Source organism: Marinomonas spartinae, assembly GCF_900089775.1.
In the GTDB taxonomy this organism is placed as follows: Bacteria; Pseudomonadota; Gammaproteobacteria; order Pseudomonadales; family Marinomonadaceae; genus Marinomonas; species Marinomonas spartinae.
Genome location: NZ_FLOB01000007.1, coordinates 165,533 through 179,673, shown reverse-complemented (window position 1 = coordinate 179,673; position 14,141 = coordinate 165,533). Strand labels below are relative to the sequence as shown.

Here is a 14,141-nt window from a genome sequence, read left to right as displayed (position 1 = left end):
TGTTTATACAGTAACTGTTATTATATACAGCATCACCAACGATTCTCAATAATTTAAATGCTTTCAGACGAACTAAAAACACAAATTCATCTTGCTTATCGTGCTTCTTTGGAAGCCAAACAGCATAAACCCCGAGTTGGTCAGCGTCAGATGATCGGCGCAATCGCCCGTACCTTGGGTAATATCAAGCAAGATAGCGAGGGAAACCGACTAGACGAAAAGCACGTGGCGGTTGTTGAAGCTGGAACAGGGACCGGGAAGACTCTGTCCTATTGTTTAGCGGCCATCCCTATAGCCAAAGCCCGAGGCTTGAAACTAATCATTTCCACGGCAACCGTTGCTTTGCAAGAACAAATTTTGCACAAAGAATTGCCTAACCTGTTAGCGCATACAGAGTTAAGCTTTAAATATACCTTGGCAAAAGGGCGTGGCCGCTATCTCTGTCTAAACAATCTTGAGAGTTTTTTAAGCTCGGAAGATCAAGGTATGGAAGACATGTTTGCAGGGTTGTTTGAGCAGCACTTGCAAGCCGATGACGTGAATACGGTGTTGTACCAAGAAATGGATGTGGCGTTATCAAAGGGTGAGTGGGATGGTGATAAAGATAACTGGGAAGGGCTGATCCGAGATCAAGATTGGCGCCGTTTAACGACGGATCACCAGCAATGCACGAATCGAAACTGCGCAAACTATTCAGCTTGTCCGTTTTTTAAAGCACGGGCTGAAATTGAAGTTGCTGATGTGATTGTTGCCAACCACGACCTTGTGTTAGCCGATTTATCTCTAGGTGGTGGGGCTATACTCACGCCGCCAAAAGAAACCATCTATGTCTTCGACGAAGGCCATCATCTTCCTGATAAAGCCATTAGTCACTTTCGCCATGAAGTGCGTTTACAGCAAAGTATCACTTGGCTTCGCCAGTTAGAGAAGAACTTGGTGAATTTGAAACAGGAGTTGACCGATGCGGTTAGTTTAACGGGTCAGTTGTTGTTGAAAATTCCCCAACAAATTCAGAGTATTGTGAATTTTATTCAGTATGCTCAACAAGGTTTGGCGCCTTACATACAAGGTTTGGGGTTGGATCAAGAGAATAATCATCACCGCTTTGAGTTTGGCGTGATACCTGATGAATTGCGCCAGTTGGCTTATAGCTTGCAGACTTCCTATCAGAAGTTGTTCAACAATATCGAAAGCATTCAGGATGAATGTAAGAAAACCAAACAGAATGAGGGGATGGGAATTACCTCAGAGACCGCCGAGACTTGGCAGCCGATTCTAGGGGTGATTTTAGGTCGTTTGGAGCAATGTGTTGAGTTATGGCGCTTATACTCCACGGTTGATGATCAAAACTTTCCGCCTAATGCACGTTGGTTAATGGTGATAGGGCAAGGGATGGAGCAGGATGTTGAGCTTGGTGGTTCGCCGATACTGGCGGCGAATACGTTACGCCAACAATTATGGGATAAGTGCTTTGGGGCGGTGGTTACATCGGCCACACTGACTGCGCTGAATCAATTCCATCGTTTTAATATGCGCTCAGGGGTTCCTCGGGAAAGTGAATATTTGCGAGTGTTAAGCCCGTTTGATTTTCAGAATAATGGCCTATTGGTGGTACCCAATATGGAGCATGAGCCGAATCGTGTGGATCAACATACTGCAGAGATAGTGGCTTACCTGAATAAGAATGTTCATACCGATAAAGGAAGTTTAGTGCTGTTTTCTTCTCGTCGTCAAATGGAGGACGTTGCTAAATCGCTTTCTGCTGGATTGCAGGAAATTCTTTTAACTCAGGGTGAGCAGTCTAAACGAGTAATTTTGGATTCTCACCGTGCTAAGATAGATGAGGGCAAGGGTAGCTTGCTATTTGGTTTGGCGAGCTTTGCCGAAGGGGTGGATTTGCCGGGTAAGTATTTGACCTCTGTGTACATTGCTAAGATTCCTTTTGCCGTACCGGATGACCCAGTTGAGGCAACGCTGGCTGAATGGATACAAAAACGTGGTGGAAATCCTTTTATGGAAATTACTATTCCAGATGCGTCTTTGCGCTTGGTGCAGGCGACTGGTCGCTTATTGCGGAGTGAAAAAGACTCGGGAGAAATTCATATATTGGATAAACGCCTCAAGACAAAGCGCTATGGGCAACAGTTAATTGATAGTCTTCCACCGTATCGCATGTTATAGCTTACTCCCTTTTTATCTAATGACGGGGTGTGAAAACCAGTAACTTAGTAAAGCAAGGGGTGATAAAAACCTATCATTTAGGTACACTCCCCGCAAAGTTTCATAAATTCAAAAATATAGAAGAATATAGATTCCAATATGGAAAACCAAACAACAGAATCCGCTCCAGAGAAAAAACAAAGACCTAAGCGTCCGCGCCGTTCTAATAAGCGCCCGAACAAAAATAACAAATCGAACAGTGCGCCTGCACAAACAGCTTCTTCAGTGGCGGAAAAAATGGAAAATAACGGTTCAGTGTGGTCAATCGATCAGTTTCAAGTGCCAGAACTAGAAGGCAAATTACGTTTTCATGATTTGAACTTACCTGACCGTGTATTGAAATCCATCTCAGAAATGGGTTTTGAGTACTGTAGTGAAATTCAGGCAGAAACCTTGCCGATGACCATTAAAGGATATGACCTTATTGGACAGGCTCAAACAGGAACCGGAAAAACGGCTGCCTTTTTGATCGCCATGATCAGTGACTTTTTGGATTATCCGCTTGCAGAAAGACGGGCTAATCATTTTGCCCGAGGCTTGATTATCGCTCCAACCCGTGAGTTGGCGTTACAAATTGCCGATGAAGCGGTGAAGTTAGCGTCAAATTGCCATTTGAATGTGGTTTCTTTGGTGGGGGGTATGAGCTATGAAAAGCAGAAACAGGCTTTAGAAAACGAGAATGTGGATATTCTTGTCGCGACGCCTGGACGTTTGCTGGATTTTGCGCGCAGCAAAAAAGTTATGTTAAATCAGGTGGAATGCTTGGTGCTAGATGAAGCAGACCGCATGTTATCGATGGGCTTTATTCCAGATGTCAAAAGTATTATTCGCATGACGCCTCATAAAGAAAAGCGCCAAACAATGTTGTTTAGTGCGACTTTCCCAAAAGATATACAGGTTTTAGCGCGCCAGTGGACCTTCTTCCCGAAAGAAGTATCTGTGGTGCCAAAAGAAGCGACAAACCAGAATATTGATCAAGTGATTTATACGGTAGAGGCCGAACAGAAATGGCCTGTTCTGCAGCAGTTGATTGAAGGTAACAACAATCAGAGAACGATTATTTTCGCAAATCGTCGTGATGAAACCCGCGACCTTTATGAGAAACTCAGAAAAGCGAATATTAATTGTGCGATTCTGTCAGGTGAAGTGGCTCAAGATAAACGAGTTAAGACATTGAAAAACTTCAAAGAAGGCATTATTCAAGTATTAGTGGCAACGGATGTCGCTGGGCGTGGTATTCACGTAGATAACATCGAATTGGTTGTTAACTATGCTTTACCTGAAGACCCAGAAGACTATGTGCACCGTATTGGTCGTACTGGTCGTGGTGGAGAAACCGGTAAAGCAGTCAGCTTTGCCAGTGAGGACGACGCCTTTTTGATTCCTGAAATTGAAAAGGTAGTGGGCGAAAGTATACGTTGTGAATATATGGTGAATACGGCACTTTAATACTTTTCTTACATTAAAGCCTATTGCAATATGCGCTTAGCGAATGCCATATTGCGATGGGCTCATCAAGTGAGTACCTATGAACTTAGAGCACCACTTTGCAGGTTTGGGTGAGGCGTTTTATGCCAAAACGCGGATCCAACCACTTCTTCAGCAGCGCTTGGTTGAATTCAACCAGGAACTTGCTCACTCTCTGTCTATTGACATTAAATCCTCTGAAACTAAGTCTATTTTGAATGGCGAAACGCCAATAGAACAGGCCTTAAGCATGGTTTATGCTGGGCATCAGTTTGGCGGCTTTTCTCCTCAGTTAGGGGATGGCAGAGGGGTTCTGTTAGGCGAAGTGCGTGATGATCGCGGGCTCTTGCAGGATCTTCATATGAAGGGGGCGGGTCCGACGCCTTATTCTCGTCGCGGTGATGGTCGAGCAGTACTGCGTTCTTGTATTCGCGAGTATCTGGCGAGTGAAGCAATGCATGGGTTATCGGTTCCTACTTCCCGTGCTCTGGCCTTGTTTGACAGCGAGCAGCCTGTGTATCGCGAAACGCCTGAAAAAGGCGCTATGTTATTGCGTACGGCGCAAGGACATATTCGTTTTGGACACTTTGAATTTTTCTTTTACCAACGTAGAGATGATGAGCTCAAGACGTTACTTGACTACTGTCTTGAGCATTATTATGCGCAGTGTTTAGCCACAGACGCGCCGCTTGAAAATATGCTGATTGAAGTGGTGAAACGGACCGCCAGAATGATTGCTAAGTGGCAGGCTGTTGGGTTTCAGCACGGCGTCATGAATACCGATAATTTTTCTTTTACTGGCGAAACCATTGACTATGGGCCATATGGCTTTATGGAAGATTATGAACCAGACTGGATTTGTAATCATTCAGATTATGAAGGACGCTATGCGTTTTCTAGGCAGCCAGGTATCGGCTTGTGGAACTTAAACTGCTTGATGCGTTGTTTTTCACGACTGCTTGAGCGCGAACAATTGATTGCCATTTTGCAGCATTATGAGTCTGAACTGCAGTCTCATTATGAAAGTTTGATGAAGGCGAAGATGGGGGTTAATGATACGAAGCGCTTAGAGATTCTGTTGCCGAGTTTGTTTTCTATATTGGCCGCAGAGAAAATGGACTATAGTATCTTTTTCCGCTTATTGAGCAAATTGATGCCTGATAACCGCCATATAATCCTTGATGAAGTTATTGATAGAGAGCGGATGTCTCAATGGCTTACTCAGTACCAGCAAGCTCGTGAGCAGGAAAATGAAAATTGGCAACAAGTCAGTTTGCAAATGCAACAAGTCAACCCCAAATATGTATTAAGAAACTACCTTGCTCATGAAGCTATTGTTGCTGCTGAGGAAGGGGATTATTTGCCTTTTCGTCGATTGTTGACAGTATTAAGTGCGCCATTTGATGAGCATGTGGAGAATGAAAAGCTGGCACAAAGAGCGCCAGACTGGGGTAAATCATTAGAAGTGAGTTGCTCTTCGTAACAACAGAAGGGTGGACTCTTTAAGACATCATGCTAGGTCTTCTTAACGTATAAATATTGGCTTTCTCAGTGTAAATTAGATCCATCGTCTGAGAGGGGCAAATGTATAAATTGTAGGAAAAAGGATGATAAAAAAGCACTCTGTTTGTGTGTTAGGTGGCGGCAGTTTTGGTACCGCTTTAGCGAATATTATGGCCAATAATGGCTATCAGGTGAGTCAGTGGATGCGCAATGAGCAGCAGGTGGAAGAGATTAACTTGACGGGCTTAAACAGCCGTTATCTTCCCGGCGCGGAACTGCACCATGAGTTATTGGCGACCAGTAACTTAGAGCAGGCGATAAAAGACAGTGATACTATCTTTGTTTCAATTCCTTCTAAATCATTTGAGCAAGTGGTTGAGCGAATCGCGCCTTTGTTAACGGCTGATAAGTTGCTTATTAGTACCACAAAAGGCTTTAACCCAAATCGTTTTGAACTGATGAGTGATATTCTGCGTCGCAATCCAGCCACGCAACAAATTGGTGTATTAAGTGGTCCCAATTTAGCGAAGGAAATTGCGGCGGGTCAAATCACTGGGTCAGTTATTGCCAGTGATGACGAGAAGGTTCGTTCTCGTGTGATTGAATTGCTGAAATCAAAGACATTTCGTGTGTATGAGAATGTAGATAGCACGGGTGTTGAGTTGGCGGGGGCGTTAAAAAATATTTATGCCATTGTGTGTGGTTTAGCGAAGGCGCTCAAAGTGGGTGAAAACACCATGGCAATGATTATGACGCGGAGTTTGGCAGAAATGAGTCGTTTTGCCGTGCATTTTGGTGCAAATCCGATGACTTTTTTAGGATTGGCTGGTATGGGGGATTTGATTGCTACTTGTTCTTCTCCATTAAGCCGTAATTATCGAGTAGGATTTGCGATCGGATCTGGGCAATCCCTTGATTCTGCTGTAGAAGAAATTGGTGAGGTGGCCGAAGGGGTGAACACTTTGCGTATGGTGGTCGAGGAAGCAAGTAAACATCAATTGTATATGCCATTGGCGGTGGGCTTGTCTAGACTTTTATTTGATGGTGCTAAACTAGATACATTAATTGGCTCAATGATGACAGGTGAGCAAAAATGGGACGTCGAGTTTGCGACAGAGAAGGGGACAAAACATGGCTAAACCAGGTTATAGCGATCAGGGCTTTTGGTTGCGATTGATTTATATGGTGTTGTATTGGATTATTTTAAACATTGCTTTGACAGTGTTCGGAGGGCTGATAGTGGTCGTTAGCCTCATCAAATTACTCACTTCATCAAAGGCTGAGATGTTATCTGTTTGGTTGAAAAGTATCAGTATGTTTATTCGTCAGGCGTGTCGCTTTTTATCGTTTGAAGATGAGGAAAAACCCTTTCCTTTTCAGCCTTGGCCAAAGGTGAATACTGATGAGCAAAACTAAACGTTTGTATGTACTACGTCATGGCAATGCCCAGGCCCATGGCTTTGATAAGGACGCTTTTCGCGAGCTGACGCCACTTGGGGTGGATGAGGTTATTGCGACAGCTGGGGCGTTTCGAAAAAAAGGTGAATCGTTGGACGCTGTCTTCGTTAGTCCATATGTTCGAGCTCAACAAACGGCACAACATTTTTTGACAGAGTTAAATCAACTTAACGATGGCAATGGAGCGTCTTTAGAAGGACAAACTTGCTCGATGATTACGCCGAGTGGAAAGGCGCTGGATGTAGCGTTATGGCTAAATGAACAGCCCTATGAGTCTATTTTATTGGTGACTCATCAGCCGTTTGCTTATCAGTTGGTTGATTTATTGGCAGATGAGCCGTTGCCACATGACTTTTCAATGGGGACGGCATCATTAGCCGCCCTTGAAGGGGAGCTTTTTGCTACGGCGTGCTGTCAATTTCGTTGGTTTATCTCTCAGGAAGATGTTTGTCGTTAGGGGCGAAGAAAGGTCTCTTAAATAATTTTGAATGCCGTGTTATGTAGAGGTTGTTTTTAAGGAGTAGGTTTCATGGGGAGTGATGTTGTTTTTAATCTAGCCCACACCAAAATCGCAGGGTTGCAGACACTGTCATCCAATCCTTCGGCAGTCAAAGTTTTATGTTTGCACGGTTGGCTGGATAATGCCGCCAGTTTTAATCGTCTCACTCCTTATTTGTCTGGTTTGACTCATAGTTCGATTGATCTTGCTGGTCATGGGTTATCGGACCATCGTGTGGCAGGGTCGTTTTATCATCTTTGGGATTACGCGTTAGATGTGGTTTCCATTCTGAATTTATCGAATCAAAGTACTTGGTTGGTTGGTCATAGTATGGGGGGCGCTGTTGCGATGATTGTGGCTGCAATTGCGCCGGAAAAAGTGCGAGGCTTGGTCGTGTTGGATAATATGGGGCCTTTGACAGCGAAGCCCTCGGAGCGTGTTTCAATGTTACAGCGCTCGATTCAGCGTATGGCAAAACATCGAGAGGGGCGTTTTGCTCGCTACGAGACTTTGGATGATATGGTCGGTGCGCGTATGTATGGCTTTACCAGTTTGTCTCGTGAGGCGGCAAGTGAGTTGGTTGAACGTGGGGCTATTTTAACCGATGACGATCGTTGGGGGTGGCGCCATGATCATAAGCTGTCTTTTCCATCCCCTTATAGAATGGACGAAGAGGGTGTGGCTGCGCTTATTTCTGAAATAAAATGCCCCGCTTTGTCCTTAGTTGCTAAAGAGGGGGTGTATGCAAACCGCGAAGGTGAGGCATTTGTTAACGCTCGTGCGGCTCAGTTTCCGTGGATTAAGCTTAAATGGTTAGAAGGGAATCATCATTTTCATCTGGAGCGCGATACAGCACCAATGGTTGCAGAGGAAGTGAGGAAGTTCATTGATCAAAACTAACACCAATACAATGGTGATTTAGCTGGCAGGTAAGGTTCATGGTCAATTTTAAGAAAGTTATAGTCGCATGTTCGATGTTGGTGAGTTGCGTCGCGTTGGCGGATTTATCCAATATTGAGCCTTACCGAGGGGCTCAGCTAGTAAAAAGTGGTACTGAGGAGGCTGCTTTAATCGAAGTGCCTTTAGGGAAAATTCGTCGATCAGGTCGGGGTTGGGAGCCAGAATCAGTGATTCGGGTGAAAGGCGAAAACAGCTACTCCTTGTATAAAATTAATCGTAATGAACCCTTAAGTAGCGTTTTGGCTTACTACAAATCCGTGATGCTTAAGGGAGATAGGCGTCTGTTGTTTGAATGTGATGGTCGTAACTGTGGTAGTAGTAATGCGTGGGCCAATAATTTTTTTAAACAGTATTTGCTGTATGGCGCTGATGACAATCAGATGCTGATGTCGTTGCAGGATGGTCTTGGTGATTATCAGGTATTGTATATTAATCAGCGTGGTGCAGGCGACATCATGGTATGGGTGAGCGATATTTCTACCAATGCAACGGGCAAAGCGGATTTTGAGGTGGCTGCACAGTTTGACGTTCAGGATATACCTAGAATTCGCCGCTTTTTGAGCGATTTGTTGCCGACTCAACACGTTGTGGGGTATGTCTCCAGTAAGGCGGAAGCGGGTTATAGTGCTATATCTCGAGGGGATCGATTTATTAAGCAGATGCAGCTAGGGATCGGGGAAAGATTGCAGTCTAAAGTGCGTTTCATTAATGTGGCGGATATGGGGCGAGCGTCTCTTGGTCAAGATCGTGTTTCCTTTGTTTATATTTTACCCTAAGGCTTGTGAGTATGAAGAAAACAGTATCTTTGGTGCTGGGCAGTGGCGCAGCAAGAGGGTATGCGCATATTGGTGTTATAAAAGCGATTGAAGATCATGGTTATAAAATTATAAGTGTTTCTGGGTGTTCTATTGGGTCTGTCATCGGCGGGGTTTATGCGGCGGGGCGATTGTCTGACTTTTCTGAGTGGGCATCTTCCTTAGATAAGGTGCGAGTGCTTCGCATGTTGGATATGTCATTTCGAAATGGGGCTTATATTAAAGGGGATCGCTTTTTTAAGGTGATCGAAGAGATTATCGGCCGTCCTACTATTGAATCACTGCCTATTCCTTTTACATCTGTTGCGGTGGATCTTCTCAATCAAAAAGAGTTTTGGTTTCAAAAAGGGGATCTCATCGATGCAATGCGCGCTTCTTCGGCGATTCCTTCTATTGTATCGCCTGTTGAATTGAATGGACGAGTGTATGTGGACGGTGGGGTGTTGAATCCTTTGCCGATTATTCCAACCGTGTCGGCTGGTGCGGATTATTTAGTTGCGGTTGATCTCAATGGTCCAGCTCAAGAATTAACCTCCGAATCTTTGGTTGAGCAAAGTAATACGCCTGAATGGTGGTTAACCTTTAAGGGGTTGTTTGGTCGTCATAAATCCGATGAGGAGGAGCAGAAGGCTTCTACCGCAAACTTGGCTCGTAAAAATAATGCGGTTAGTTGGGGGCGGATTCAAACCGTTAATATGATGTTTGAAACCATGCAAGAGTCTTTAGCTCAGTATAAACTTGCAGGATATTCTCCCAATTTATTGATCTCAATTCCTAAGGATCTTTCTGGTTTTTATGAGTTCTGGCGTGCCACTGAGCTGATAGAGTTTGGTTATGAGGTAACAGTAAGAGCACTGAAGGAGCTCACTTCTGAAAACCCCATTCACTTCTCTTTTCCTAAAGGGGTGTGATAAGGGAAGGCAAGCGTGTCTTGTCTCTTGTTTTTAAATCTCTTGTCTTAAGAGAAAGGTGAGACGTCGTATTGGCGTAACATTTTGCAGAGCGTGATTAAAGGGAGCCCTATTAGGCTCGTGGGGTCATCACCTGCCATTTTTTCAAAGAGGGCGACGCCCAGTCCTTCGCATTTAAAACTGCCTGCACAATCCAAGGGTTGCTCTATACAGACATAACGAGCAACCTCTTCTCGGTTAAGTTCTCGGAAATACACATGGTATTCATTGAGTGTATATGAGTGTGTCATGGTTTCTGAATCTAAAACACATAAGCCAGTTAAAAAAGTGACTTTTCGTCCACTGAAGCGCAATAATTGAGCCGTCGCATTTTCTATCGTATGCGGCTTACCAAGAATATGGCCATCTAACACCGCGACTTGGTCTGAACTGATAATAAGAAGGTCGTGGCGGTTTAAGTCTTGGCAAACGGCTTGTGCTTTTTGGATGGTCAGTCGTTTAACTAATTGTTCTGGCATTTCGTGTTCTTTTGGGCTTTCGTCAATGTCGGGTGAGTGACACTGAAATGCCAAGTTGAGTCGTTCTAATAAAGCTTGACGATAAGGGGATGATGAGCCGAGAATGAGTTTTTTGGTCATAAAAAATCGCTAGTTGATTAGAGAAGCGTGTTATTTTACGTTTTTTTCTTCCTGAAAGTGAAAAACAGTGAAAAAAAGGCCTTTGAGTGCACTTAGACTTTGACAAGTCGAGCACTTGACCATATTATTTGCCGCCATGTTGAATGACTCATTACCTAAATATTTTGACCCTCGCAAATACGCTCACCATGAGTCAGCGATTGAAGGGTACTTGCCCCTTAACCAGCTTAAGGAGCTTTGTGCTGTCTTGGCGTCTGATGAGGGTGATGCGTTTATTCATCTAGACTTTAGAGTTGATGAAGATAGGCGCTACATTGCTACTGGTTCTTTAAAAACCGTTGTTCAGGTTGTTTGTCAACGTTGTATGGACTCGGTTTCACAGGAGCTGGCGGTCGATTTGTCGCTTGCTTTCGTTTATGACGAGGAGCACGCGAAAAATATACCGAGTGATTATGACCCTGTTGTCATGACCGATGGTGAAGTAATCTTGGCAGACATGGTAGAGCAAGAAATCATACTCGCTTTACCTATCGTCGCCTATCATGAAGAAAGTGGTTGCAACCCAACAGCTGTAAAGTATGCCTCGTCTACCGATGACGCACCGGATGACGAACAAAAACCGAATCCATTTAGTATATTGGCTAATTTTAAGCCAAGTAAAAGTTAGGAGCTCCAAAAATGGCAGTACAAAAAAGTAAAGTGACACGTTCACGTCGCGGCCAGCGCCGTTCACATGACGCTTTGACAAGTGCAACTCTATCTGTAGAACAGACTACTGGTGAACTTCACCGTCGTCACCACGTCTCTGCAGACGGTTTCTACCGTGGTCGTCAAGTTATCACCCCTAAAGGTGAGTAACTAAGATACCCATGATCAGGGTAGCTTTAGACGCTATGGGCGGGGACTTAGGTCCCCGCATTGCATTTGAAAGTGCGCTTGAGGTGCTTTCTCAGTACCCTAATGTAGAAATTACTCTCTACTACTCTTCTTATTTAACATCAGAATGTATTCCCCAAATTCATCATAGTCGATTAACGCTCGTGTCCTGTCTGGATGAAATCCATGCGGAGGACGATATAGTCCTGTCTTTGTTTAAGCGTCGAGACAGTACTTTATTTAAAGCGATTGACAGCTTGCGTGATGGGGCTGATGTGGTGGTGACATTTGGTAATACCGGAGCGGTGGTTGCTCTAGCAAGGCATTTATTAGGGGTTATTCGGCCTAAGTTGTATCCCGCGTTGATTCGCGAGTTGCACGCTGATCCGCTACGTTGTCTGGTGGATTTGGGGGCAAATGTTCATTGTCCAGCGTCAATGTTGGAGGGGTTTGCACAGCTTGGTGCAGCTTATGTTGAAGTGTTGAGCAGTGAAGCGCCCAAGGTTGGTTTGCTGAATGTTGGAGTAGAAAGTACGAAAGGTAGTTCCGTAATTCGTCAAGCGGATACATTGCTTTCTGAGAAAACATGGCCTATGTATTTAGGCTACGCTGAGGGAAGTGAACTGTTTCATGGTGAGAAAAATGTCATTGTCTGTGATGGTATGGTGGGAAATGCGGTATTAAAAGCGTCAGAGGGGCTGTTGTCTTTTTTGATGAAGCAGCTAAAGGAGCAAGGCGGCGATCAATCGTTGTTCGAGACGTTTTACCAAACTAAGCGTCGACATGGGGCTTGCCTTGTGGGGGTGAACGGTAATTTGGTAAAGGGTCACGGTGGGTCGGATTTAGCGGCCATGATCGGGGCGATAGAATATGGAATTGACATTGCGCAAGCGGATTTAGCTAAGGCTATAACTGCGCGACTTGATAATGAGGGGTCTAAATGAGTAATGAGTTAGCTTTTGTTTTTCCTGGGCAGGGTTCCCAGCAGTTGGGTATGCTGGCGGATTTGGCTGAGAAGTATGACGTTATTGGTCAGACTTTCGCTGAAGCGTCAGAAGTGCTTGGTTATGATCTATGGGACCTTGTTCAAAATGATGCAGATAAGCTAAATCAAACCGATAAAACACAACCCGCTTTGTTAACGGCCAGTGTTGCTTTGTGGCGTTTGTGGGAACAGCAAGGCGGCCCTAAGCCAGCATATGTTGCCGGTCATAGTTTGGGTGAATATTCCGCATTGGTGTGTTCTGGCGTTATTTCCTTTTTAGAAGCGGTGGAACTCGTTAAGCTGCGTGGTGAATACATGCTCGACGCCGTACCCGCTGGTGAAGGGGCAATGGCAGCCATCATTGGATTAGGTGACGATGATGTCATGGCGGCCTGTAAGGCGGCAACAGGGGTTGTTAGTGCTGTGAATTTTAACTCACCAGGTCAAGTGGTGATTGCAGGTCATGTGAAGGCGGTAGAAGAGGCGATGAGCCATGCTAAAGAGGCTGGAGCAAAACGTGCGCTACCTCTCCCTGTTAGTGTGCCTTCCCATTGCGAGCTGATGGTGCCGGCCGGTGAAAAGTTGGCTGAAAAGCTTGCTTCAATCGAGTTTCATGAGCCAACGTGTACTTTGGTGCAAAATTTCAGTGCTCAAGCGGTATCTGATGCTAAAGTGATTAAAGCTAACTTGGTGTCTCAATTGAGCGAGCCTGTATTATGGACTCAATCCATTGAGTTACTGGCTGAACTGGGAGTCAGCACCACCTTAGAATGTGGTCCTGGTAAGGTCCTATGTGGCTTGAATAAGCGTATTGTGAAAGGTATGGCTGCTTCGTCCTTAGGGGATCTGGGTGGCTTTGAAGCAGCAATTTCTGCATAACTGGGGTTGTGACGGGATTTTTTAGTACCATATAGCAACTAAGTAAATCGAAAATTGGAGACAATGATGAGTCTGGAAGGCAAGATTGCACTGGTAACAGGAGCAACTCGAGGCATTGGTAAAGCCATTGCGACTGCTCTTGTTCAGCAAGGTGCGACGGTCATCGGAACCGCGACAAGTGAGTCTGGTGCCCAAAGCATTAGCGAATATCTTGGTGAAAATGGCAAGGGCTGGGTGTTGGATGTATCATCTAGCGAGTCTGTTGATGCGGTAATCAAAGAAATTAACGCAGAATACGGAGCGCCTACAATTTTGGTTAACAATGCGGGGATAACTCGTGATAACCTAATGATGCGAATGAAAGAAGATGAATGGGATCAAGTAATTAATACTAACTTAACATCTGTTTTTCGTGTCACAAAAGCTTGCTTGCGTGGCATGACCAAGGCAAAATTTGGTCGTGTTATTAGCATTAGTTCAGTCGTTGGCTCTATGGGCAATGGCGGACAATCTAATTACTCTGCAGCTAAAGCCGGACTAGAAGGTTTTAGTCGTTCTTTGGCGGCAGAAATTGGATCTCGAGGCATCACAGTCAATTGTGTTGCGCCAGGGTTCATTGAAACGGATATGACTAAGGTGCTTCCTGAAGAGCACAAAGCGAATTTGGTGTCAAAAGTACCAGCTTCGCGTCTTGGTCAACCAGAAGAAATCGCGGCAGCTGTCGCATTTTTAGCGTCTAATGGCGCAGCTTACATCACCGGTGAAACATTACATGTCAATGGTGGCATGTATATGTCGTAATTTGAGTTGAATTTTATATTTAATTCAACGAAAATACGTCTCCGGTTCATGTTGAGAATCACGCCTTTTAGTTTAGGTTGTCGAACATTATAATATTGCTCAAAATGAGCTATTAACGAGTAAAGTAGG

15 protein-coding genes are annotated in these 14,141 nt (G+C 44.7%); 14 read left to right on the top strand and 1 reads right to left on the bottom strand.

The annotated features are described in order from the left end of the window. The first annotated feature begins 57 nt into the window (after positions 1–57). The 9 genes from dinG (at position 58) to MSP8886_RS15035 (ending at position 9,833) form a co-directional block, all read left to right on the top strand. Entirely contained in the window at positions 58–2,181 is a 2,124-nt protein-coding gene (dinG, locus tag MSP8886_RS15075) for an ATP-dependent DNA helicase DinG (protein WP_067017896.1), read from the top strand. 138 nt (positions 2,182–2,319) lie between these two features. Next, entirely contained in the window at positions 2,320–3,669 is a 1,350-nt protein-coding gene (locus tag MSP8886_RS15070; RefSeq protein WP_067017895.1) for a DEAD/DEAH box helicase, read from the top strand. A gap of 79 nt (positions 3,670–3,748) precedes the next feature. Then, positions 3,749–5,170: a protein adenylyltransferase SelO gene (locus MSP8886_RS15065; RefSeq protein WP_067017893.1), complete on the top strand. Its 1,422-nt coding sequence runs from the start codon at positions 3,749–3,751 to the stop codon at positions 5,168–5,170. Positions 5,171–5,294: 124 nt separating this feature from the next. Then, complete coding sequence (locus MSP8886_RS15060) at positions 5,295–6,329, top strand: NAD(P)H-dependent glycerol-3-phosphate dehydrogenase (RefSeq protein WP_067017890.1); 1,035 nt, start codon at positions 5,295–5,297, stop codon at positions 6,327–6,329. Further along, positions 6,322–6,606: a DUF4389 domain-containing protein gene (locus MSP8886_RS15055; protein ID WP_067017889.1), complete on the top strand. Its 285-nt coding sequence runs from the start codon at positions 6,322–6,324 to the stop codon at positions 6,604–6,606. The genes MSP8886_RS15060 and MSP8886_RS15055 overlap by 8 nt, the downstream gene beginning before the upstream one ends. Then, complete coding sequence (locus MSP8886_RS15050) at positions 6,593–7,105, top strand: SixA phosphatase family protein (RefSeq protein WP_067017887.1); 513 nt, start codon at positions 6,593–6,595, stop codon at positions 7,103–7,105. The genes MSP8886_RS15055 and MSP8886_RS15050 overlap by 14 nt, the downstream gene beginning before the upstream one ends. Before the next feature lie 72 nt (positions 7,106–7,177). Then, positions 7,178–8,047 (top strand): alpha/beta fold hydrolase, encoded by an 870-nt coding sequence (locus tag MSP8886_RS15045; protein ID WP_067017885.1) that lies wholly within the window; start codon positions 7,178–7,180, stop codon positions 8,045–8,047. 38 nt (positions 8,048–8,085) lie between these two features. Continuing rightward, the gene (locus tag MSP8886_RS15040) at positions 8,086–8,883 is read left to right on the top strand and encodes a DUF4892 domain-containing protein (RefSeq protein WP_067017883.1); all 798 of its coding nucleotides are present in this window, start codon (positions 8,086–8,088) and stop codon (positions 8,881–8,883) included. An 11-nt stretch (positions 8,884–8,894) separates the two neighbouring features. Next, positions 8,895–9,833, top strand: a complete 939-nt coding sequence (locus MSP8886_RS15035) for a patatin-like phospholipase family protein (RefSeq protein ID WP_067017881.1) — start codon at positions 8,895–8,897, stop codon at positions 9,831–9,833. Between the two features lie 47 nt (positions 9,834–9,880). Here MSP8886_RS15035 and MSP8886_RS15030 read toward each other — a convergent pair whose 3' ends face one another. Next, positions 9,881–10,471 (bottom strand): Maf family protein, encoded by a 591-nt coding sequence (locus MSP8886_RS15030; RefSeq protein WP_067017879.1) that lies wholly within the window; start codon positions 10,469–10,471, stop codon positions 9,881–9,883. Between the two features lie 115 nt (positions 10,472–10,586). Here MSP8886_RS15030 and MSP8886_RS15025 point away from each other — a divergent pair, with 115 nt between their 5' ends. The 5 genes from MSP8886_RS15025 to fabG all read left to right on the top strand — a co-directional run bounded on the left by MSP8886_RS15025 (position 10,587) and on the right by fabG (position 14,012). After that, a complete protein-coding gene (locus MSP8886_RS15025) occupies positions 10,587–11,138 on the top strand; it encodes a YceD family protein (RefSeq protein WP_245659108.1) in 552 nt (183 codons plus the stop codon). An 11-nt stretch (positions 11,139–11,149) separates the two neighbouring features. Continuing rightward, complete coding sequence (rpmF, locus tag MSP8886_RS15020) at positions 11,150–11,329, top strand: 50S ribosomal protein L32 (RefSeq protein WP_013661159.1); 180 nt, start codon at positions 11,150–11,152, stop codon at positions 11,327–11,329. 11 nt (positions 11,330–11,340) lie between these two features. Continuing rightward, entirely contained in the window at positions 11,341–12,291 is a 951-nt protein-coding gene (locus MSP8886_RS15015) for a fatty acid synthesis protein (RefSeq protein WP_067017877.1), read from the top strand. Then, complete coding sequence (gene fabD, locus MSP8886_RS15010) at positions 12,288–13,211, top strand: ACP S-malonyltransferase (protein WP_067017875.1); 924 nt, start codon at positions 12,288–12,290, stop codon at positions 13,209–13,211. Before MSP8886_RS15015 ends, fabD begins: the two co-directional genes overlap by 4 nt. A 66-nt stretch (positions 13,212–13,277) precedes the next feature. Further along, positions 13,278–14,012 carry a 3-oxoacyl-ACP reductase FabG gene (fabG, locus tag MSP8886_RS15005; protein ID WP_067017873.1) on the top strand — a complete coding sequence of 245 codons (735 nt, stop codon included), beginning with the start codon at positions 13,278–13,280 and terminating at the stop codon, positions 14,010–14,012. The last annotated feature ends 129 nt before the right edge of the window (positions 14,013–14,141 follow it).